Annotated in this window: 21 protein-coding genes; 12 read left to right on the top strand and 9 right to left on the bottom strand. The window is 69.6% G+C overall.

The features are described from left to right. Positions 1-106: 106 nt before the first annotated feature. Together ACWCRD_RS39780 and ACWCRD_RS39775 are read right to left on the bottom strand one after the other, a co-directional pair. On the bottom strand, positions 107-994 hold the full coding sequence (locus tag ACWCRD_RS39780) for a DUF3558 family protein (RefSeq protein ID WP_450970548.1): 888 nt from the start codon (positions 992-994) through the stop codon (positions 107-109). A gap of 135 nt (positions 995-1,129) precedes the next feature. After that, complete coding sequence (locus ACWCRD_RS39775) at positions 1,130-1,969, bottom strand: DUF3558 domain-containing protein (RefSeq protein ID WP_450970547.1); 840 nt, start codon at positions 1,967-1,969, stop codon at positions 1,130-1,132. A gap of 204 nt (positions 1,970-2,173) precedes the next feature. Between ACWCRD_RS39775 and ACWCRD_RS39770 the strand changes: the two genes are divergently transcribed. After that, positions 2,174-3,367: an RtcB family protein gene (locus ACWCRD_RS39770; protein WP_450970546.1), complete on the top strand. Its 1,194-nt coding sequence runs from the start codon at positions 2,174-2,176 to the stop codon at positions 3,365-3,367. A 52-nt stretch (positions 3,368-3,419) separates the two neighbouring features. On the opposite strand, the gene ACWCRD_RS39765 is transcribed toward ACWCRD_RS39770, so the two are convergent. The 4 genes from ACWCRD_RS39765 to ACWCRD_RS39750 are packed head-to-tail and all read right to left on the bottom strand — an operon-like array spanning position 3,420 to position 6,019. Beyond that, on the bottom strand, positions 3,420-4,685 hold the full coding sequence (locus tag ACWCRD_RS39765) for a GNAT family N-acetyltransferase (protein ID WP_450970545.1): 1,266 nt from the start codon (positions 4,683-4,685) through the stop codon (positions 3,420-3,422). Between the two features lie 17 nt (positions 4,686-4,702). Then, a complete protein-coding gene (locus tag ACWCRD_RS39760; protein WP_180292214.1) occupies positions 4,703-4,855 on the bottom strand; it encodes a hypothetical protein in 153 nt (50 codons plus the stop codon). Then, the gene (locus ACWCRD_RS39755) at positions 4,855-5,628 is read right to left on the bottom strand and encodes an SDR family NAD(P)-dependent oxidoreductase (protein ID WP_115906616.1); all 774 of its coding nucleotides are present in this window, start codon (positions 5,626-5,628) and stop codon (positions 4,855-4,857) included. The genes ACWCRD_RS39760 and ACWCRD_RS39755 overlap by 1 nt, the downstream gene beginning before the upstream one ends. 52 nt (positions 5,629-5,680) lie before the next feature. After that, positions 5,681-6,019 carry a YnfA family protein gene (locus tag ACWCRD_RS39750; RefSeq protein WP_099930644.1) on the bottom strand — a complete coding sequence of 113 codons (339 nt, stop codon included), beginning with the start codon at positions 6,017-6,019 and terminating at the stop codon, positions 5,681-5,683. A 119-nt stretch (positions 6,020-6,138) separates the two neighbouring features. Between ACWCRD_RS39750 and ACWCRD_RS39745 the strand changes: the two genes are divergently transcribed. Together ACWCRD_RS39745 and ACWCRD_RS39740 are read left to right on the top strand one after the other, a co-directional pair. After that, complete coding sequence (locus ACWCRD_RS39745) at positions 6,139-6,603, top strand: hypothetical protein (RefSeq protein ID WP_450970544.1); 465 nt, start codon at positions 6,139-6,141, stop codon at positions 6,601-6,603. 31 nt (positions 6,604-6,634) lie between these two features. Then, positions 6,635-7,108 (top strand): MarR family winged helix-turn-helix transcriptional regulator, encoded by a 474-nt coding sequence (locus ACWCRD_RS39740; RefSeq protein ID WP_450970543.1) that lies wholly within the window; start codon positions 6,635-6,637, stop codon positions 7,106-7,108. Between the two features lie 56 nt (positions 7,109-7,164). Here ACWCRD_RS39740 and ACWCRD_RS39735 read toward each other — a convergent pair whose 3' ends face one another. Beyond that, entirely contained in the window at positions 7,165-7,971 is an 807-nt protein-coding gene (locus tag ACWCRD_RS39735; RefSeq protein ID WP_450970542.1) for an AraC family transcriptional regulator, read from the bottom strand. Positions 7,972-8,076: 105 nt separating this feature from the next. On the opposite strand from ACWCRD_RS39735, the gene ACWCRD_RS39730 reads away from it, so the two are divergent. From ACWCRD_RS39730 to ACWCRD_RS39715, 4 genes are all read left to right on the top strand, one after another. After that, positions 8,077-9,168, top strand: a complete 1,092-nt coding sequence (locus ACWCRD_RS39730) for an LLM class flavin-dependent oxidoreductase (protein ID WP_450970541.1) — start codon at positions 8,077-8,079, stop codon at positions 9,166-9,168. After that, positions 9,165-9,779 carry an FMN reductase gene (locus ACWCRD_RS39725; protein ID WP_450970540.1) on the top strand — a complete coding sequence of 205 codons (615 nt, stop codon included), beginning with the start codon at positions 9,165-9,167 and terminating at the stop codon, positions 9,777-9,779. Before ACWCRD_RS39730 ends, ACWCRD_RS39725 begins: the two co-directional genes overlap by 4 nt. 118 nt (positions 9,780-9,897) lie before the next feature. After that, complete coding sequence (locus tag ACWCRD_RS39720; protein ID WP_115906609.1) at positions 9,898-10,605, top strand: response regulator transcription factor; 708 nt, start codon at positions 9,898-9,900, stop codon at positions 10,603-10,605. Then, complete coding sequence (locus tag ACWCRD_RS39715) at positions 10,605-12,044, top strand: HAMP domain-containing sensor histidine kinase (RefSeq protein ID WP_450970539.1); 1,440 nt, start codon at positions 10,605-10,607, stop codon at positions 12,042-12,044. Before ACWCRD_RS39720 ends, ACWCRD_RS39715 begins: the two co-directional genes overlap by 1 nt. A gap of 346 nt (positions 12,045-12,390) precedes the next feature. Here ACWCRD_RS39715 and ACWCRD_RS39710 read toward each other — a convergent pair whose 3' ends face one another. Next, on the bottom strand, positions 12,391-12,765 hold the full coding sequence (locus tag ACWCRD_RS39710; RefSeq protein ID WP_450970538.1) for a VOC family protein: 375 nt from the start codon (positions 12,763-12,765) through the stop codon (positions 12,391-12,393). A gap of 233 nt (positions 12,766-12,998) precedes the next feature. Continuing rightward, positions 12,999-14,042 (bottom strand): LacI family DNA-binding transcriptional regulator, encoded by a 1,044-nt coding sequence (locus tag ACWCRD_RS39705; protein WP_450970537.1) that lies wholly within the window; start codon positions 14,040-14,042, stop codon positions 12,999-13,001. A gap of 609 nt (positions 14,043-14,651) precedes the next feature. Between ACWCRD_RS39705 and ACWCRD_RS39700 the strand changes: the two genes are divergently transcribed. From ACWCRD_RS39700 to ACWCRD_RS39680, 5 genes are all read left to right on the top strand, one after another. Beyond that, positions 14,652-16,004, top strand: coding sequence for an ABC transporter substrate-binding protein (locus ACWCRD_RS39700; protein ID WP_450970536.1), 1,353 nt, complete (start codon positions 14,652-14,654; stop codon positions 16,002-16,004). Between the two features lie 97 nt (positions 16,005-16,101). Then, complete coding sequence (locus ACWCRD_RS39695; RefSeq protein ID WP_450970535.1) at positions 16,102-17,085, top strand: carbohydrate ABC transporter permease; 984 nt, start codon at positions 16,102-16,104, stop codon at positions 17,083-17,085. Next, entirely contained in the window at positions 17,082-17,984 is a 903-nt protein-coding gene (locus tag ACWCRD_RS39690; RefSeq protein WP_450970534.1) for a carbohydrate ABC transporter permease, read from the top strand. The genes ACWCRD_RS39695 and ACWCRD_RS39690 overlap by 4 nt, the downstream gene beginning before the upstream one ends. Positions 17,985-18,040: 56 nt before the next feature. After that, positions 18,041-19,561: an arabinosylfuranosidase ArfA gene (gene arfA, locus ACWCRD_RS39685; RefSeq protein WP_450970533.1), complete on the top strand. Its 1,521-nt coding sequence runs from the start codon at positions 18,041-18,043 to the stop codon at positions 19,559-19,561. Positions 19,562-19,655: 94 nt separating this feature from the next. Further along, positions 19,656-21,695, top strand: a complete 2,040-nt coding sequence (locus ACWCRD_RS39680) for an RICIN domain-containing protein (protein ID WP_450970532.1) — start codon at positions 19,656-19,658, stop codon at positions 21,693-21,695. The last annotated feature ends 82 nt before the right edge of the window (positions 21,696-21,777 follow it).

Here is a 21,777-nt window from a genome sequence, read left to right as displayed (position 1 = left end):
CGAGGTAACGGAACGGGTGGAGCCCGATCCCCGCAGGGGACCGGGCTCCCTCAAAAAACGGTGCTGAGCTGCGAGTTGGCGTCCACACGCGGCCCAGATGTGACAGTCAGCTCTTCTTCGACGCTGAGGAGGACGGAGAGGCCGAAGCGGACTTCGAAGGAGACGGGGACGCCGACTTCGACGCCGACCCGGACGGCGAGGGCTTCGCCGTGCCCGCACCACCGCTACCAGTGCCGCCGCCGTTCGCCGCCGCCACCGAGGCCACCGCCTCCTTGGCCGCCGCCTCCGCCAGCTTCACCAGCGCATCCCCGTCCGGGGTCTTCTCACCGGCCAGGCCCGCGCCGTTGTAGTCCAGCGTGATCACGACATTCTCGACGCGCGTCACCACCGTCTGCTGCCTGAAGGCGCCTTCCTTCTTCTTCAGGTCGTAGCGCACCAGCATCGCCTCGGCGCCCGTCCCTGCAACCGGCTCCGACTTCAGGTTCTGCGCACCCTGAGAGCCCTGGGCGTCCTTCACCTGCTTCTCGAAGTACGCATGCGCCAACTGGTCGCCCTCACCACGCGCCGCATCCGACTCGAAGCGCAGCAGCGACACATTGAGCCAGCGGAACTGCGAGCCCTTCACACCCTTGTTGTCCAGACTGCTCCACGAGCAGCTCGCCCGCGTCGCCGTATCACCGGACTTGCCCGCCTTGCCGGACTTGACACCCTTCGGTACGAGCGAGCCCAGCGTCTTGTCCGACAGCACCCCACACGAATCCGGCAACTTCTTGTACGCCGCCGCCTGCACCGTCGGCGCCGTACTCGCCGTCGCCGCCGCCGTGTCACCGGCGCTCGCGCCCTTGCTCCCCCCGTCACCGGAGCCGGAGTCCGAGGAGCAGCCCACGGCGAAGACCATCACGGGGACTGCGACCGCGCCCGCAAGCAGACGGCCTGACCGCCTGGCTGGCTTCTCTCGCCGGTTGCGCTGGTCTCGCTCTGCTGGTCGCTGCATGGTTCCTTCACTCATGACGCTGTGGTTCCTGAGGTCGGCGGATCGGGTCCGAGGAGCCACCGTACGCGGTGAGGAAACTGTGTGCTTCCGCTTCTTCAGCTTTACGAAGGGGCGCCCGAGGCACCCGAACGACCCCTAACCACCCAGCGTGTCCGCCAGCTGCGCAGCCAGATTCCGCGCCCTGTCCTGCATTTCCTTGCTGTCGGGCACGGCACCGACAGCCGCCGGCTGCTCCTCGTACTCGATGGTCACGATGACATTGGACGTGCGGAACACCACAGTCACCGTGCGCTGCCGGGCCGTCGAACCCGAGCCGCTCAGCGCGTCGTCCAGGAACGCCTCGTCACCGAGATCGTCGAGAGTACGGGGCTGAAGACTCGACGGCGTGGCGGACGAAGAGGCGGACCCGGAGCCGGAGTCGGAAGGGGAGACCGAAGCCGAGGCCGAGGAACTGGCATCGGCACTGGGGCTGGAACTGGCACTCGGAGCGGAGGCGGAGCCGGAACCACTGCCCGAACTCGTCGGCTCGGGCAGGTCCGCCGCCGTCTCCTTCCCCGCGAACAAGTCCTGCGCCTGGGTGTCGTCGCTCACCGAGTTGTCATAGGAGACCACCCGCTCGAAATCGACCAGCAGCCGGTCGGTCGCGGTCGCCGAGTCGACCTTCCAGCGGCAACCCGCCTTGCGGTCGTTGTCGTACGCGAGCGTGGCCTCACCCTCGTACGCCTTCTCCTGCTGGTCCGCGTCCGCGATCTGCTTGATGCCCGGCAGCAGCGAGTCCAGCGTGTCATGACTCACCGCAGTGCACGGCCCCGGCAGCGTGCGGTACTTGCCCGGCTGCGCCACGGCACTCGCCGTACCGACACCACCGGGATTCGCGTCATCCGTCGCGCCGCCACCGCCCGAACCGCCTGTGCAGCCTGCCAGCAGCGCCACGAGGAGCGCGGCGACGCCGGATACGTACGCCTTCCGCTGCACGGTCGGGCTCCTCTCGACGGTGGCTCTGTGCCGTTGCTCCAGTGTCCCCGCTGGTTAATCGCTTGCCGCGCGGGGGCGTCCCCTGGAGACAATGTCTATCGCACGTACTGCCGTGGACGCCGGTCCGCTGTCCTATTTCACTGACCTTGGCGCCGGTTTTGCGATCTAAGACTTCTGTCATGTTTTCGGGGGAATGAGGACGATATGTCGTACGTAGAGATGCCGGGCGCGAAGGTCCCGATCCGCATGTGGACCGACCCGGCGACGGTCGAGGACGTGGCCCTGCAGCAGCTCCGCAATGTCGCGACACTGCCGTGGATCAAGGGCCTGGCCGTGATGCCGGACGTGCATTACGGGAAGGGGGCGACGGTCGGGTCCGTCATCGCCATGCAGGGGGCTGTTTGTCCTGCGGCGGTGGGGGTGGACATCGGGTGTGGGATGTCTGCCGTCAAGACGTCGCTCACCGCAAATGACCTGCCGGGGGATCTGTCGCGGCTGCGGTCGAAGATCGAGCAGGCCATTCCGGTGGGGCGGGGGATGCATGACAGTCCTGTGGAGCCGGGGCGGTTCCATGGGCTCGCCACTGCGGGGTGGGATGACTTTTGGGGGCGGTTCGACGGGGTTGCGGAGGCGGTGAAGTTCCGGCGGGAGCGGGCGGCTTTGCAGATGGGGACCCTCGGCTCGGGGAATCATTTTGCAGAGCTCTGCATAGATATGCATGGCGCTGTGTGGCTGATGCTCCACTCCGGATCTCGGAACATCGGCAAGGAACTGGCTGAGCATCACATCGGCGTGGCCCAGAAGCTGCCGCATAACCAGGGGCTCGTGGACCGTGACCTTGCGGTGTTCGTGGCGGACACTCCGCAGATGGGGGCTTACCGCAACGACCTGTACTGGGCGCAGGAATACGCGAAGAACAACCGCACCATCATGATGGCGCTCTTCAAAGACGTAATCCGCAAGGAGTTCAAGAAGGCGAAACCGACCTTCGAGCCCGAGATCTCCTGCCACCATAACTATGTGAGCGAGGAGCGGTACGAGGGTATGGACCTGCTCGTGACGCGTAAGGGAGCGATCCGTGCGGGTTCCGGTGACTACGGGATCATTCCCGGCTCCATGGGCACGGGCTCGTACATCGTGAAAGGCCTCGGCAACGAGAAGTCCTTCAACTCGGCCTCGCACGGCGCGGGGCGGCGTATGAGCCGCAACGCGGCCAAGCGGCGGTTCTCGACGAAGGACCTGGAGGAGCAGACGCGGGGCGTGGAGTGCCGTAAGGACTCCGGTGTCGTGGACGAAATTCCGGGGGCGTACAAGCCGATCGAGCAGGTCATCGACCAGCAGCGGGACCTGGTCGAGGTCGTGGCGAAGCTGAAGCAGGTTGTTTGCGTGAAGGGCTGACTGCCGTACGCGTCCTGGGGGCCCGAGCCATCCGGCTCGGGCCCCCATTCCGTCAAGGGAGCCGCTTCTCCAGCAGCGTCACCGCATACGGGCTGCCCGACCCGCCGTCCTTTGCCAGCTGTTCGCCTACGACCCTGTAACCCGCCGACTCGTAGTACGCGCGCAGCCGGGGGTTGGAGGCCAGGCAGTCCAGGCGGGCGTACGGTCGGCCCGTTGCTGCGATGCGGGACTCTGCCTCTGCCAGCAGCTTGCGGCCCGTTCCCGGTGGGGCCGTGTGCGGGGTCGTCATCAGGCGGTGGATGTAGCCCGCGTCCGCGGGGCGCGGGCCCCAGGCCGCCGGGTCCTCCCACCAGAGTTCCCAGGCGCCGGCCAGGTGGGGGCCCGCGTGGGCGAGCCAGACCTCGCCCTGTTCCATGCGGGTGCGGAAGTGGGTCTCGTCCTTTTCGCCCGGCTTCCACTGGTCGATTCCCCGGGCCAGTTGCCAGAGCGCGGCCGAGTCGCGGAGGCGTACGAGGGTGCGGGCGTCGGGCGGGGTCGCTTTGCGGTGGGTGAGGGGCGGCCAGTCCGTGGGCTGGGGTTCCAGGAGGGCTGTGCGGAGGGTTGTCGCCAAGGCGCCTGCGTCCAGGGACAGTTCCCGTGTGATGTAGTCCTCGAGCGAGCCGTAGCGCTGCTTCATGGCGGCCAGGAAGGTGCGCATCACCTGCTGCGGGGCCCGGCCGAAGCCCGGCCAGGTCGGTTCGCGGCCGTTGTTTCTCGACTTCCAGGAGGCCAGGATGCCGGGTGTGGCCAGTTCGGTGAGGCTGTAGTCCTCGATGACGGTGGTTTCCGGGATGCCCAGCAACGTCAGGACGAGCGCGGCCAGTTGCCCCGTGCGGTCCTTGCCCGAGGCGCAGTGGAAGACGAGGGGTTCCGCGGACTCCGCTGCCTCCGCCACCAGTTCCAGGGCCCGGCGGATCTCCTTCACCCCGTCCTGCGCCACCTCCATGTAGCGCTCCGCCAGATACGGGCCGGGGTCGACGTCGGGGGCCTGGACCGCCTGCTCGTAGGCGCGGTGCTCGATGCTGAGGTTGTGGTACGCGAAGGACGGGTGGGACGGGATGCGTCCGCGCGCCTCGGCCTCCCAGGGGTGGCGCAGGTCGATGACCGTGCGGATGCCGAGGGAGAGGAAGCGGTCCCAGTCCTCGGTGCCCTCGGTCAGCTTGCCCGGGGAGTCCGCGCGGTAGAGGCGGCCGGGGCGGATGCGGTGGCCGTCCGGCGTCGTGTAGCCGCCCAGGTCGCGGAAGTTGTGCAGCGCGTCGAAAGCTATGTGTCGGTCCACAGACCGTGACCCTATGCCTACTTCGCGTGCAGTACCGCGTAGATCATCACGAAGGCCACGATGTGGATGCCGAAGAGGAAGTAGGCGAGGTAGTACCAGACGTAGCGTTCGCGTTTCTTCTCCAGCCGCAGGCGCTGCTGCTCCGCCTCCCGCTCGGCGTCCTCCGTCATCACAGTTCCCTGTGGACCTTCGTGTTCGACGCCTGCGCACGCGGCCGCAGGACCAGGAGGTCGACGTTGACGTGGTGGGGGCGGGTGACGGCCCAGGTGATGGTGTCCGCGACGTCGTCGGCCGTGAGGGGTTCGGCCACGCCCTCGTAGACCTTCGAGGCCTTGTCCTGGTCGCCGCCGAAGCGGGTGAGGGCGAACTCGTCGGTCTTGACCATGCCGGGGGCGATCTCGATGACGCGGACGGGCTGCCCGACGATCTCCAGGCGGAGGGTCTCGGCGAGGACGTGCTCGCCGTGCTTGGCGGCGACATAGCCCGCGCCGCCCTCGTAGGTGCCGAGGCCCGCGGTGGAGGAGAGGATCACGACCGTGCCGTCGCCGCTCGCCACCAGCTTGGGCAGGAGGGCCTGGGTGACGTTCAGGGTGCCGATGACGTTCGTCTCGTACATCGCGCGCCAGTCGGCCGGGTCGCCGGTGGCGACCGGGTCGGCGCCGAGTGCGCCGCCCGCGTTGTTGACCAGGACGCCGATCGTCCTGAAGGCGGTGGCGAACTCGTCCACGGCCGTACGGTCGGTGACGTCGAGCTGGTACGCCGTGGCCTGGTGGCCCGCCGCGTTGATCTCCTCCGCCAGCGCTTCGATGCGGTCCTTGCGGCGGGCGGTGAGGACGACCCGGTAGCCGGCTGCGGCGAGCTGCCGGGCGGTGGCGGCGCCGATTCCGCTGCTCGCACCCGTCACGACGGCGATGCGGGAGGCGGCGGACGGTGCGGGTGCCATGCGGTGCTCCTGGTGTGGGGTCGAGGTCGGTTCCGTCCAGCGTAGGTGAGGCTCAGCCGCCGTTCCGCGGCGCCCACATGATGAGAGCCATGCCGGCCAGGCACACCAGGGCGCCCGTGATGTCCCAGCGGTCGGGGCGGTAGCCGTCGGCGACCATGCCCCACAGGATCGAGCCGGCCACGAAGATGCCGCCGTACGCGGCGAGGATGCGGCCGAAGTGGGCGTCGGGCTGGAAGGTGGCGACGAAGCCGTAGGCGCCGAGGGCGAGGATGCCGCCGGTGATCCACAGCCAGCCGCGGTGTTCCCGCACGCCCTGCCAGACCAGCCAGGCGCCGCCGATCTCGAAGAGGGCGGCGACGACGAAGAGGGCGGCGGAGCGGGCGACGAGCATGTCTGCAGCTTGGCATGTCTGCCGCCACCGGCAGGTGTGCTGTCACCTGTTGGACGGCGCCTGCCGCGTGCTCCGCGTGGGATACATCCGTACGACTGCGTGGAGTGAGGAGTGGTGGGATGCGGAGGATGCGGGTTCCTGTGATCGGGGCTGCCGCCCTGGTGATGGCGGCTGCTCTGCCGGGCAGCGCCGTCGGTGCTCCGGAGGCCGATCTGGCGTATCACGGTGTCGTCTCCATGGCCGGCGGCCGGGTGGATCTACGGCTCACGCCGCGCAATTACGGGCCGTCGGCCGTGCCGGACGCGACGGTGCGGCTGCGCTGGTCGGTGGCGCCCGTGAACAAGCAGGCGCTGCCGGGCGGGTGTGTGCGGTCGGGGGCGCGGGTGATGCTGTGCCGGGTGGGGGCGCTGGCCGCGAAAGCGGTGGCCCGGCAGATCCGGTTGCGGGTACGGCTGCGGGGTGCGCCGTCCGAGGTGCGGGTGGAGATCGACACGGCGTGGAACGGGGGCGCCGTCGACCGCCACCGGCACAACGACCGGCAGCGGGTGCTGGTGCTGGCCACCGGGGACGAGTACTCCTTCTAGGGAGGCTGCGTCTTCCAGGGAGGAGCGGGGCATGGCCCAGGACGTGCGGGAGCGGCTGCTCGACGAGCTGGCCGGTGTCTCGCGCCGCTACATGGCCTCGTACGCCCTCTTCAACCAGGCCGTGGCCGACCGGCTGGGGCTGCACCCCACGGATCTGCAGTGTCTTAACCTGCTGACGCTGGAGGGCGGGCCGGTGACCAGCGGCCGGATCGCCGAGATGACGGGGCTGACGACCGGCTCCGCGACGCGGCTGGTGGACCGGCTGGAGAAGGCGGGCTACGTCGTACGGGAGCGGGACGCGCAGGACCGGCGGCGGGTGCTGGTGGCGACCGTGCCGGAGCGGATCGCCGAGTTCGGGCGGATGTGGGACCGGCTGGGCGGCGGCTGGTCCGCCCTCTTCGGGGAACTGGACGACGCCGAACTCGCCGTGGTCATCGGGCACATGCGGCGCACGGTGGAGTTCAGCGCCCAGCAGGTCGCACGGCTGCGGGCGGGCGAGGTCTAGGCCCTGTCGTCACATTCCCGCCTGCCGGGCGGCGTCTGGCACGCACGGGGATTGCGCTAGCCGGAGGTTCTGGCCGCGTAGGCGGTCGGCGGGACCCCGACCGTCGTCGTGAAGTCCCGTACCAGATGGGCCTGGTCGGCGTAGCCGAGGTCGGCCGCCAGAGTCGCCCAGTCGATCTCGCGGTCCGTTTCCGCGTGCTCCAGGGCCTCGTGGATGCGGTAGCGCAGGATGACCCACTTCGGGCCCACGCCGACGTACCCGGCGAACAGCCGCTGCAGCAGCCGTACGGACATTCCCTCGGCGCGGGCGAAGTGGGCGACGCGGCGGATGGTGCGGTCGGTGCGGATGCGCTCGACCAGCGTCATCGCGAGGTCGGCCTGGGGGTCGGGGCGGGGGGAGAGGGAGAGCAGGAAGGTGTCGAGGGCGGCGATCCGGGCGGTCTCGTCGGGCGGGGTGAGGACGGCCGCGAGATCCGCCGTGGGGAAGGCCTCGGGGGAGCGGACCCGCCGGCCCGTCCACTCGCTCACGGCCTGCCCGGGTGCGAAGGGGCGGAAGCCGCCGGGCCGGAACTTGATGCCGCACACCCGGCCGCGCCCCTCCAGCTTCTGCGCGAAGAGCCCCTGCTGGACGCCGGCGACCTCGACGAACGGCTCCTGGTCCGCGAACTGCTGGAACACGATGTGGACCGCGGGGTGCGGGACCACGTGCGAGACGTACGGCTCGTCCAGGTCCCAGTCGATCAGCCAGTAGTGCTCGACATGGCGGCGCAGCGGCTCGGCGGGGTCCGGGCGGCGGAAGTCCACGCGTGCGAGGAAGTCCGCGGCGCCGACGATGCCTCGGGTGTCACGGCGTGGGGCGGCCATGTCGGGATCGTAGGACGGGGCACTGACAATCGGCGGAATAAGGGGGTGGGGGAGACCGTTGTGTGGCTATAGTTGAACGGTCAACAACTTGGAGGTTGAGCGACCATGCAGTTCGGGATCTTCAGCGTCGGCGACGTCACGCCGGACCCGACCACCGGGCGTACGCCGACCGAGCGCGAGCGCATCAAGGCCATGGTCGCCATCGCGCTGAAGGCCGAGGAGGTCGGCCTCGACGTCTTCGCGACCGGTGAGCACCACAACCCGCCGTTCGTCCCCTCGTCGCCGACCACGATGCTCGGCTATGTCGCCGCGCGGACCGAGAAGCTGATCCTGTCCACCTCCACGACCCTCATCACCACCAACGACCCGGTGAAGATCGCCGAGGACTTCGCGATGCTCCAGCACCTGGCCGACGGCCGGGTGGACCTGATGATGGGCCGCGGCAACACCGGGCCGGTCTATCCGTGGTTCGGCCAGGACATCCGCGAGGGCATCAATCTCGCCATCGAGAACTACGCCCTGCTGCGCCGGCTGTGGCGCGAGGACGTCGTGAACTGGGAGGGCAAGTTCCGCACCCCGCTGCAGGGCTTCACCTCCACGCCCCGCCCGCTGGACGGTGTCCCGCCGTTCGTCTGGCACGGCTCGATCCGCTCGCCGGAGATCGCCGAGCAGGCCGCGTACTACGGCGACGGCTTCTTCCACAACAACATCTTCTGGCCGGCCGACCACACCAAGCGGATGGTCGAGCTGTACCGGTCCCGCTACGCGCACTACGGGCACGGCACGCCCGAGCAGGCGATCGTGGGCCTGGGCGGGCAGGTGTTCATGCGGCACAACTCGCAGGACGCGGTGCGGGAGTTCCGGCCGTACTTCGACAACGCGCCGGTCTACGGCCACGGGCCCTCCCTGGAGGACTTCACCGACCAGACCCCGCTCACCGTCGGCTCCCCGCAGCAGGTGATCGAGAAGACCCTCGCCTTCCGGGAGTACGCCGGTGACTACCAGCGCCAGCTGTTCCTGGTGGACCACGCCGGGCTGCCGCTGAAGAGCGTGCTGGAGCAGATCGACCTGCTGGGCGAGGAGGTCGTGCCGGTGCTGCGCAAGGAGTTCGCGGCCAGGCGCCCGGCGAGCGTGCCTCAGGCGCCGACGCACGCCTCGCTGCTGGCCGCCGCGGAGAAGGAGGAGGCCGCCGTATGAAGCTGGTCGTCGTCTCGGCGGGGCTGAGCGTCCCCTCGTCCACCCGGCTGCTGGGCGACCGGCTGGCCGCCGCCGTGGGCCGGCAGACCCCGGTCGACACCGAGGTCGTGGAGCTGCGCGACCTCGCCGTGGAGATCGCGCACAACTTCACCAACGGCTTCCCGGGGCGGAAACTCGCAACCGCGCTGGACGCCGTGACGCAGGCGGACGGGCTGATCGTCGTCACCCCGGTGTTCTCGGCTTCGTACAGCGGACTGTTCAAGTCCTTCTTCGACGTGCTGAGCGTGAGCGACAAGGACGCCCTGGCGGGCAAGCCGGTGCTGATCGCGGCGACCGGCGGCACGGCCCGGCACTCCCTGGTGCTGGAGCATGCGCTGCGTCCGCTCTTCGCCTACCTGCGCGCGGTGGTCGTCCCCACCGGGGTGTACGCCGCGTCGGAGGACTGGGGCGCGGAGGGCCTGGACGGGCGCATCGAACGGGCGGCGGGGGAGCTGGCCGTTCTGATGAGCGGCCTGTCGGCGAAGGCCCCGGCCGGGGCGGGCGGTTTCGCGGTGGTGCCGTTCGCGGAGCAGCTGGCCGCACTGTCCGCCCCTTCAGTGAGAGGACGGTAGGAGGGACCGTCGGGTTGCTCGTGTGACGGTGAGAGGCCGGTAAAAAGGCAGATCGTACGGCCGCCGTCCTCCGCTGAACCGCCAGATGAATTGGCAGTATGGGTACGTGCCCCAAACTGTGCTGCTCGCCGAAGACGACCGCGCCATCCGTCATGCCCTGGAACGCGCCCTGAGCCTGGAGGGCTATCAGGTCACCGCGGTCGCCGACGGCGTCGAGGCGCTGGCGCAGGCCCACAAGACCCCGCCGGACGTGCTCCTGCTCGACGTCATGATGCCCGGCATCGACGGGCTGCAGGTCTGCCGGGTGCTGCGGGCCGAGGGCGACCGCACGCCGATCCTCATGCTCACCGCGCTCGTCGAGACCGCCGACCGCATCGCGGGCCTGGACGCGGGCGCCGACGACTACGTCGTCAAGCCGTTCGACGTCGAGGAGGTCTTCGCGCGGCTGCGCGCGCTGCTGCGCCGGACCAGCCCGGACCCCGCGGCGTTGGCCGACGTGCCGAAGGAGCTGCCCGCGGCCTCCGACCGGCAGATCGAGGCCGCCGGGCTGCGCATGGACGTACAGGCACGGCGGGCCTGGCGCGGCGAGCGGGAGCTGGAGCTGACGCGGACCGAGTTCGAGCTGCTGGAGCTGCTCGTGCGCAACGCCGGAATCGTCCTCGACCACTCCACCATCTACGACCGCATCTGGGGCTACGACTTCGGACCCGGTTCCAAGAACCTCGCCGTGTACGTCGGCTATCTGCGCCGCAAGCTCGACGAGCCGGGCGCGCCGGCGCTGATCCACACGGTGCGCGGTGTGGGTTACGTGCTGCGGGAAGACTAGTGGGCAGGATCAGGCGGCTGCTGGCGAGAAGGCGGCCGGGGCTGGTCTCCCTGCGCACGACGTTCGCGGTGTCCTTCGCGGCGGTCACCGCCGCCGTCACGGTGCTGGTGGGCGTGCTGTCGTACAGCGCCGCGGCCCGGCTGGTCCGCGTCGACCAGGAGTCGGTGTTCGCCCAGGTCGTGCAGGACCTGCGGGACGAGGTGCGGCAGCACCGGATGACGACGGACGACTTCTCCTCCTCGGCGCCGGGCCACGACATCGTGCGGCCGGCCCGTACGGATGTGCAGGTGCTGGGGCCGGACGGCAAGGTCGTCGACCCGGGCAGCCCCGGGCTGCCGGTGATTTCCGCCGACCGGTCGGTCGCGGCTGCCCGGAAGGCCGGGAAGCTGGTCGAGCACAAGGACGTCGACGTCGACACGGACGTCTACCGCATCGCGACCGTCTCGCTCGGCACCGGGCGGGGCGCGGTGCAGGTCGCGCAGGAGTTCAGCGACACCGAGGATCTGCTGCGGGCACTGCAGCAGCGCACGCTGATCCTGATGTGCGCGGTGGTGATCGCCGCGGGCCTGTTCGGCTGGTGGCTGGCGCGGCGCATCACCCACCGTCTGATCCTGCTGACCTCGGCCGCGGAGGACGTCGCCCGCACCCGGCGGCTCGGCATCGAGGTGCCCGTCACCGGCTACGACGAGGTGGGCCGCCTCGGCCGCGCCTTCGACCGCATGCTGGGCCGTCTCGCCCAGTCGGAGGAGGACCAGCGGCGCCTGGTCCAGGACGCGGGCCACGAACTGCGTACGCCGCTCACCTCGCTCCGTACGAACATCTCCCTGCTGCGCCGGATCGACGAACTGCCTCCGGCCACCCGGGACGAGCTGGTCGCGGACCTGGGCCAGGAGGCGCGTGAACTGACCGACCTGGTCAACGAGCTGGTGGATCTGGCGGCCGGGCAGTCCGACACCGAGCCGCCGCAGCGGGTCGACCTCGCGGACATCGCGGAGGACGTGGCCGGGCTCGCGCGGCGGCGCAGCGGGCGGCAGATCACGGTCCGGGTGAGCGGTGACACGACGACCGACGGCCGGCCGGGGATGCTGCAGCGGGCGATCTCCAATCTCGTCGAGAACGCGGCCAAGTTCGACCGCGACGGCACCGGGCCCATCGAGATCGCCGTCTCCGGGCCCGCCCGCACGGGCACGGTCCGTGTGGAGATCCTCGACCGCGGCCCCGGGATCGCCGACGGCGACCTGATCCGTATCTTCGACCGCTTCTACCGCGCGGCCGACGCACGGTCCCTGCCCGGTTCCGGGCTCGGCCTGTCGATCGTGCGGGAGGTCGCCCTGGCGCACGGCGGGGCGCCGTTCGCGGCACAGCGGGCGGGAGGCGGGGCGGTGATCGGGTTCACCGTCGGCGGCGTGCCGGGGAGCGGGACGGGCGCCGGGGGGTGAGCCCGCCCCTTCTGCCCGGGGGCTGGAACAGGCCATTCCGCTCAGCCCATTTAACTCTCAAGCTGTCCTGACCTACTCACGATCCGGTGTGTGATCGGGGACGTCCCGAGCGGCCGCTCGATCCCGACGCCGGGCCGGTGCAGCGCTTCGCTCACGACCTGCGGTCCTTACGGGCCCGGGCCGGCTCCCCGTCGTACCGGACGATGTCCGGACAGGCCCGGGTGTCGGGTGGGCGCGCTGTCGCGGGCGGCCGCCGGCGAACGGCTGCCGTCGGTGGCCGCGTGGTGCGCGCGTACGCACAGGCCTGCGGGGCGGACCCGGACGTCTGGCAGGACCGTCATGCCGCTCAGTGCAGACAGAGGCAGAACGGGTGGCCGGCCGGGTCCGCGTAGACCCGCCAGTTGGCCGCCGGGTGGAGCTGGTCCGTCCGCTCCAGGACGGTCGCGCCGAGGGCGAGCGCCCGCTTCTCCTCTCCGTCGAGGTCGTCCACGTCGAAGTCCAGGTGGAGCTGCTGGGGACGCTCCTGGCCGGGCCATTCGGGCGGCCGGTAGCCGTCCACCCGCTGGCAGGCCAGCGGCGTCCCCTCGAACCCGTGCACCTCGACCCAGCCGGGATCCCCCGGATCCGTGACCACCCGGCCACCGAGCAGCTCCGCGTAGAACTCCGCGAGCCGTACCGGATCGGCACAGTCCAGCGCGACCGCCTGCAGCTTTCGAATCACTTACGACACCTCTCGCTCGCCGGCCGCTTCCGCGGTGCTCCGTACGGAGCGGGCGTACCCGCCACCGCGGTGGGCATGCGCGACGACACCCCGCCAGGCCGGCCACCACTGGTCAACAACGGCGGCGTGGAGGAACGATCACACCAGCGAGCGGGTTGACGCGCGGGGTGTCACGGCCCGTTCCGACGAGGGGCCGGCGCGCGAAGCACCGGCCTCCGGACCCGCCCCCATGCTCATGACCCGTCAGTGGCCGCCGCCTTTCGCCCGATGGTGCTGGCTCTGGGAATCAGCCGGTGCGGCGCCCGGATCTCCATGCCCGGGACGGGGGTCGAGCTGCCGATCCGCTTGAGCAGTCGTTCCACGGCCGTCTCCGCGATCACCTTCTTGTCCGGGGAGACCGTGGTGACGGACGGATTGGAGTAGCGGCCGTCCTCGATGTCGTCGTAACCGACGACGGCGACGTCCTCGGGGACGCGCAGTCCGCGGGAGGCCAGGGTGTGCAGGGCGCCCAGGGCGACCAGGTCGCTGTAGCAGAAGACCGCGTCGGGCGGCTCCTCCAGGTCGAGCAGGTGGGCCATGGCCGTCGCGCCGTCGGCGCGGTTGAACCGTGGGGTGGAGACGACGAGTTCCTCGCGGACGGGAAGACCGGCGCGCTCATGGGCCAACCGGTAGCCCCGGGTGCGCAGTTGGGCCGCCTCGCCGGTGCGATAGGGCTGGTCGCCGATCGCGGCGACGTGGCGCCGGCCGAGGCCGAGCAGATGCTCGGTCGCCTCCAGGGAGGCAGCCACGTCGTCGATCCCGACGTGGTCGAAACCGCCGTCGCTCACCCGCTCGCCGAGCACGACGAGCGGCAGGCTCGGGTCGCGTTCGGTCAGGTCGGACTGGGCGAGGCCGAGGGGGCTGAAGATGACGCCGTCGAAGAGCAGGTGCTGGGAGCCGCGGCTGAGGAACAGCTTCTCGTGCTCGGCGTCGCCGTCCGTCTGGTCGATCAGGACGTTGTAGCCCTGGACGCGGGCCGCACGGATGATGCCCTGCAGCAGTTCGGCGAAGTACGGGGTGTCCAGGTACGGCACCACCACCGCGATCTGGCCCGAGCGGCCTGCGGCGAGGTTGCGGGCCAGGACGTTGGGCCGGTAGCCGAGCTTGTCCACGGCCTGCTGAACCCGGAGGCGGGTGGCCTCGGCGACGGGCGCGTAGCCGTTGACCACGTTGGACACGGTCCGGCTGGAGACGCCGGCGAGGTCCGCGACGTCGCGGAGTGTGACGCCCTTTGCCATATGCCACCTTCATCCCGGATGTCGGTTTCAGCGCTGAAATTTTCTCGAAGAGGCCCCCTGTGCCTCTTGCAGCGCGGCAACTTCTCGGTTAACACTTTTGCAGCGCTGCAGAGCGTAGCAGAAGGGCTTGATCCGGTCGGATCAAGTACCCAGGGACCGTGACGGAGCCGCGCCACGGACCGGATCCCCGAGAGCGATCACGGGGATGAACAGTAGGAGCCGCAGTGGGACCAGCAACCTCTCACGGGCCGGGAGCCGCACCCGTCCTGACAGGGCATCACTCTTTACTCACCGCGGTCTGAGCCTTGCCCGGCGCGCCCGCCGCGCTGATCACCGAGCCCTCTCTCCCTGCTCACCGACGTCACGCACGCTCACCCTCCCGCGTCGACCGACGTCCGCCCGCCGGCATCCGTAGGCGGGCAACCCTCTGAGCGCTTCGCGCACGAAGCGCCCGCCCTTCACCCGGGCCGGCGTACCCGCCCGCCCTCGCTCCGTTCACCGACTTCACCCTCTTCACGCCGGTCCCCCGTGTGCCGGCGCACCTCCCTGCACCCCCCGCACCTCCCGTACTCCGTCCTGCCCTCGGGCACCACACCCAGGAGATCGCTCATGTCGTCCAGCAGAAAGCCCCAGCTCCGTTCCCTCCGCCGGACCACGGTAGCGGCGACCTCCGCCGCCCTCGCCGGTGTGCTGCTCGCGGCCTGCGGCGGCGGGGGCGGTAGCTCCAGCGGCGCGCAGAGCGGTCCCGTGCACATCAAGGTGTGGGCCTGGTACCCGCAGTTCAAGCAGGTCGTGGCCCAGTTCAACAAGACCCACAAGGACGTCCAGGTCGACTGGGTGCAGGCGGGCGTCGGCCAGGACGAGTACACCAAGCTGAAGACCGCGCTGAAGGCCGGCCAGGGCGCCCCGGACGTCGTCATGCTGGAGTTCCAGGAGCTGCCGACCATCCAGCTCACCAAGGGCCTGCTAGACATGGGCAAGTACGGCGCGAACGCCGACAAGGGCAACTACGTGTCCTGGGCCTGGAACCAGGCCTCCGACGGCGACCATGTCTACGCCATCCCGGTCGACGGCGGCCCGATGGCCATGATGTACCGGGCCGACCTCTTCAAGAAGTACAGCCTCAAGGTGCCGACCACCTGGGCGGAGTACAAGGAGGAGGCGGCCAAGCTGCACAAGGCCGACCCCAGCGCCTACATGACCGACTTCGGCAGCGACGAGACGGCCGCCGGCTGGCGCCAGGGCCTGATGTGGCAGGCGGGCTCCCGCCCCTACACGTACTCGGCCAGCAAGCTGCCGGACATCGGGGTCAAGCTCAACGACGACAACGCCAAGAAGGTGTACGAGTACTGGGGCGACCTGGTCAAGAACAAGCTGGTCGACACCCAGTCGTACGCCACCACGGACTTCTACAACGGCCTGAGCACCGGCAAGTACGCCACCTACATCGCGGCCGGCTGGGGCCCCGGCTACCTCTCCAGCGTCGCCGCGAAGACCTCCGGCAAGTGGCGCGTCGCCCCACTGCCGCAGTGGACGTCGGGTGCGGACGCCCAGGGCGACTGGGGCGGTTCGAGCTTCTCGGTGACCTCGCAGACCAAGCACCCCAAGGAGGCCACGGAGGTCGCCCGGGAGCTGTTCGGCACCTCCCAGGCGGCCTGGAAGATCGGCATCGACCAGGCCTACCTCTTCCCGCTGTCCAACCCGATCCTCAACGGGGCGTACTTCAAGTCCAAGAAGTACGAGTTCTTCGGCGGCCAGCAGATCAACTCGGTGTTCGTGCCCGCCGCGAACGGCATCTCGACCTTCGACTGGAGCCCGTTCCAGGACTACGCCTACAACACCGACACCAGCGAGGTGGGCAAGGCCCTCCAGGGCCAGACCGCCTGGTCGTCCGTCAACGACAACGTCCAGCAGCAGGTGACCTCCTACGCGGGCAAGCAGGGATTCAAGGTCAGCAGGTAACCGGCCCGAGTCCCGACTCCCCACCGCCCCCGCCGGCGCGCCCGCGCCCGAGAGCTCCGCCGCCGGCGGGGGCCCGCACCACGCGCAAGGAGAAGTGATGAGCCTGCTCCGACAGCAGGGATCCACCGCGACGGCACCGCCAAGTGCCGTCCCCGCGAGGGGACTTCGCACTCCCGTGGCGGGCCGGCGCCCCGGCGGGCTGTCCGCCCGCACCCGGCACAAGGGCATGGGCCTGCTGCTGGTCAGCCCGTTCCTCCTGCTCTTCCTGGCCTTCCTGGTGGCCCCCCTGTGCTACGCCTTCTGGCTGAGCCTGAGGACCTCCACCCTGGTCGGCGGGGACCACTTCAGCTGGTTCGCCAACTACAAACAGACCTTCACCGACCCGCAGTTCCTGTCCGGCGTGCGCAGAGTCGTCGTCTTCGGTGTGGTCCAGATCCCGCTGATGCTCGGCCTCGCCCTGCTGGGCGCGCTGATCATCGACGAGGTCACCAGCAGGCTCGCCAAGGTCTTCCGGATGACCCTGTTCATGCCGTACGCCGTGCCCGCGGTGATCGGCGCCCTGATGTGGGGCTTCCTCTACAGCCCGACCTTCGGCCCGGTGAACTCGATCAGCAACTCGCTCGGCCTCGGCAAGGTCGACCTGCTGTCGCACGGTCTGATGCTGACCTCGCTCGGCAACATCGTGACCTGGCAGTGGACCGGCTACAACATGATCGTCCTGTACGCCGCCCTGCAGGGCCTGCCCCGCGAGGTCTACGAGGCGGCGAAGCTCGACGGCGCCGGCCAGCTCCAGACGGCCCTGCGCATCAAGGTCCCGATGATCTCATCGGCGCTGGTGCTCACCCTGATGTTCACCCTCATCGGCACCCTGCAGTTCTTCACCGAGCCGCGGGTCCTGGAGAAGACCGCCTCTTCGGTGATCACGCCGGACTACACGCCGAACCTGTACGCCTACAACCTGGCGTTCCAGTACTCGGAGTTCAACTACTCCGCCGCCATCTCCTTCTCCCTCGGAGCGGTGGTCTTCATCGGCTCCTACATCTTCCTGTTCGCCACGCGCAAGAGGAGCGGACTGAAGTGACCACCGTCGCCGCACCCGCCGTAACCGCCGCCCCGGCCACCGGCCGTCGTCCGTCAGCCGCACCTGGACGCGTCACCGTCAACGTGGTGATGGTGGCGATGATCCTGTACTTCCTGCTGCCGTTCTGGTGGCTGGTCGTCGCCGCCACCAAGGGCAACGACGCGCTCTTCTCCACCGCCGCCCTCTGGTTCCACTCGCCGGGCTCCTTCTTCACCAACCTCCAGCAGCTGTTCACGTACAACGACGGCGAGTACCTGCGCTGGATGGGCAACACCGCGATCTACGCCGGTGTCAGCGGCGCCGGTGCCACCGCCGTGGCGACCCTCGCGGGCTACGCCTTCGCCAAGTACCGCTTCCCCGGTCGCAACCTGCTCTTCTCCAGTCTCCTCGGCGCCATCATGGTGCCCGCCACCGCGCTGGCCATCCCCACCTATCTGCTGCTGAGCAAGGTGGCGCTGACCAACACCATGTGGGCGGTCATCCTGCCCCAACTGCTCAACCCCTTCGGCGTCTACCTCGTACGGGTCTACGTCCAGGAGTCCCTGCCGGACGAGCTGCTGGAGGCGGCCCGCATGGACGGGGCCGGCGAGCTGCGGGTGCTGTGGTCGGTGGCACTGCCGACCCTGAAGCCGGCGCTCGTCACGGTGCTGCTGTTCTCCATGGTCGGCACCTGGAACAACTTCTTCCTGCCGCTCGTGATGCTCAACAACGACAGGCTGTTCCCGCTCACCGTAGGCCTGCAGTCCTGGTACGAGGGGGCGATGATCCAGTCCGGCGCGAACGCGCTGTTCACCCTGGTCATCGCGGGTTCCCTGGTGGCGATCCTGCCGCTGATCGTCACCTTCCTGCTCCTCCAGCGGTACTGGCGCGGCGGTCTGACCGTCGGAAGCCTCAAGTGACCTGACGGGCCCGCCCGTTCTCCCCTCTTCCTCGCGCACCTCCCGGAGCGACCTTCATGCTGCACGCCTCCCTGGCCCTCGACCCCGCCTTCCGCGTCGCCGACGTGAGTCCCCGAACCTTCGGCTCGTTCGTCGAACACATGGGCCGCTGCGTCTACACCGGCATCTACGAGCCCGGCCATCCCCTGGCAGACGAGGACGGCCTGCGCCGTGACGTCCTGGACCTGGTGCGCGAGCTGGGCGTGACCGCCGTGCGCTATCCCGGCGGCAACTTCGTCTCCGGCTTCCGCTGGGAGGACAGCGTCGGCCCGGTGGCCGAACGGCCCACCCGTCTCGACCTCGCCTGGCACAGCACCGAGACCAACGCGTTTGGCCTGCACGAGTTCCACCGCTGGGCCGAGAAGGCCGGCGTCGAGCCGATGATGGCCCTCAACCTCGGCACCCGGGGCGTCGCCGAGGCCCTGGACCTGCTGGAGTACTGCAACCACCCGGGCGGCACCGCCTGGTCCGACCAGCGGATCAAGAACGGCGCCCCCGACCCCTTCGGCATCCGCATGTGGTGCCTGGGCAACGAGATGGACGGCCCCTGGCAGACCGGTCACAAGACCGCCCAGGAGTACGGCCGCATCGCCGCCGAGGCCGCCCGTGCCATGCGCATGATCGACCCGAAGCTCGAACTGGTCGCGTGCGGCAGCTCCAGCTCCTCCATGCCGACCTTCGGCGCCTGGGAGGCCACGGTCCTGGAGGAGGCGTACGACCAGGTCGACTACATCTCCTGCCACGCCTACTACGAGGAACTCGACGGCGACCTCGGCAGCTTCCTGGCCTCCGGAGTCGACATGGACCACTTCGTCGACTCGGTGGTCGCCACCGCCGACCACATCCGGGCCAAGCTGCGCCGCAAGAAGCGGATCAACCTCTCCTTCGACGAGTGGAATGTCTGGTACAACACCCGTTTCGAGGCGCAGGAGAAGCCCACCGAGTGGGCCGTCGCCCCACGGGTCATCGAGGACGAGTACAACGTCGCGGACGCCGTCGTGGTCGGCGGGCTGCTGATCAGCCTGCTGCGGCACAGCGACCGCGTCACCGCCGCCTGCCTCGCCCAGCTCGTCAACGTCATCGCCCCCATCCGCAGCGAGGCCGGCGGTCCCAGCTGGCGGCAGACCACCTTCCACCCCTTCGCCCAGGCCGCCCGGCACGCCCGAGGCACGGTCCTGCGAGTGGAGCCGGTGGCGCCGACGTATGAGACGAAACGTTTCGGCGAAGTCTCCGTCCTCGACGCCGTGGCCACGCACCTCGCGGAGGCGGACGGCGCCGACGAGCTCACCGTCTTCGCCGTCAACCGGCACCAGAGCGAGAACGTCGAACTCGCCCTCGACCTGCGGGCGTTCCCCGGCTACACGCCGGTCGAGCACTCGGTGCTGAGCGACCCCGACATACGCGCCGCCAACACCCAGGACGACCCCGACCGGGTACGCCCGTACGCCGCCGACACCGGTCCCGTCGCCGACGGCCGTCTCACCGCGAGCCTGCCGCCGGTCTCCTGGAACGTCATCCGGTTGCGCCGCGCCGGCTGACACCCCCCGAAGCCCCGCCGCTCCCGCCCCCTCCCCCCGGGGAGCGTCGGACCCCGCACCACCCCCAGTTCCGGACATTCATCGGGAGCCGCCCATGTCCACCACCAGGGAAGGCGCCATACTCCGCGCCGTACCCCGCACACAGGCGATCACCCTGCTGCTGGCCCTGCTCGCAGCCGCCGTCGCCCTCGTCCTCCCCGCCGCCGGCCAGGCGCACGCGATCACGCGCGCCTCCCAGACGATGTACACCTCACCGTCGACCGCCCCGTCGCCCGGCGCGCTCTACCCGCGCGCCGTGCGCCTGCAGTACAGCGGTGCGTCCAACGGCACCATGCTTGCCACGTTCGAGCAGTACAGCTCGGGCACGCCCGTCTTCCCGGTCTACCGAAGCACCGACAACGGCAACAGCTGGACCCAGATCTCCAGCATCAGCGACACCCACAACGGCTTCGGCATGCGCTACCAGCCGTTCCTGTACGAACTGCCCACGCAGATCGGCAACTTCCCGGCCGGCACGATCCTCGCCGCCGGCAACTCCATCCCGAACGACCTGTCCTCGACCGAGCTGGACCTGTACGCCAGCACCGACCACGGCATGACCTGGTCGTTCGTCAGCAGCATCGCCCAGGGCGGCAAGGCCGACGTCACCAACGGCCAGACCCCGGTATGGGAGCCGTTCCTGATGGCCTCCGGCTCCAAGCTGATCGTGTACTACTCCGACCAGCGTGACCCCAACCACGCCCAGAAGATCGTCCACCAGACCACCACCGACGGCATCACCTGGTCCTCGGTCGTGGACGACGTGGCCATGCCGACCTACACCGACCGCCCCGGCATGCCGGTCGTCGCGCAACTGCCCAACGGCAACTACGTGATGACGTACGAGTACGGGGGCGCACCCGAAGCCAACTTCGCGGTCTACTACAAGGTCTCCTCCGACCCCGAGGCGTTCGGCTCCGTCACCGGCACCGTCCTGAGGTCCACCGACGGGTACGTGCCCACCAGCGCCCCGTACATCACCTGGCTTCCCACCGGCGGTCCCAACGGCACCCTGGCGGTCAGCGCCCAGAGCACCACCGACCTCTTCCTGAACACGCAGAACGGCGCGGCGGGCGCCTGGACGCGCATCGCCTCCACCGTCCCCCGCGGCTACAGCCGCGGCATGGTACCCCTCGCTGACGGCCACAGCCTGGAGATCTTCAGTGCGGGCGTGGTCAGCAGCACCGTCGAGAACCCGGTCACCTACGGCACGATCGACCTGGGCGGCGGCATCTCCGACGGCGCGACCTACACCATGTCCAACGCCAACAGCCACCTGATGCTGACCATCGTCGGCGGCACCACCACCAACGGCACTTTCGCCACCCAGCAGAACGCCGACAACGTCACCGACCAGCAGTGGAAGTTCGTCCAGCAGCCGTCGGGCTACTTCAAGATCTTCAATGTGGCCAGCGGCAAGCTCCTGGGCGTGCAGAACGCCTCCACCGCCAACGGCGCAAAGGTCCTGCAGTGGGACGACAACGGCACCCTCGACCACGAGTGGGCCGTCGCCCCGAACCCGGCGGGCGGCTTCACCGCCACCAACCGGAACAGTGGCAAGTTCCTGGAGATCCCCAGCGCCTCCACCACGGTCGGCACCGCCGCCGGGCAGTGGTCCGACACCGGCTGCGCCTGCCAGCGCTGGAATCTCACCCAGACCGCGCTGCCCACCCTGTCCACCGGCCAGTACCGGCTGGTCAACAAGAACAGCGGCAAGTTCCTGGAGATCCCCGGCGCATCCACCGCCACGGGCAAGCAGGCCGGCCAGTGGGTGAACACCGCCAACAACTGCCAGCTGTGGACGTTCCAGTCGGTCAGCGGCGGGGCGTGGACCGTGAAGAACGTCAACAGCGGTCTGTTCCTCGACAACAACGGCTCGACTTCGTCGGGGGCGGCCGTCGTCCAGAACTCGTCGTCGGGCGCGAGCTCCCAGAAGTGGACGCTCACGGACGCGGGAGGCGGCTACTTCAAGCTAGTCAACTCCGCGAGCGGCCTGGTGGCGGACGTCGCCTCCACCGCCAACGGCGCGCTGATCGTCCAGTCGGCGGACAACGGCGCCGCTGACGAACTGTGGCAGGTCGTGCGGGTCAACTGATCCGCCAGGGGGCCCGGTCGCGGCCGGGCCCCGCACTTCTGTCCGGCATTCCGAACACTGACTGACATAGCGAACAAGAGAG

The organism is Streptomyces sp. NPDC002092, assembly GCF_053593775.1.
This window is presented reverse-complemented; position numbering and strand designations above follow the sequence as displayed.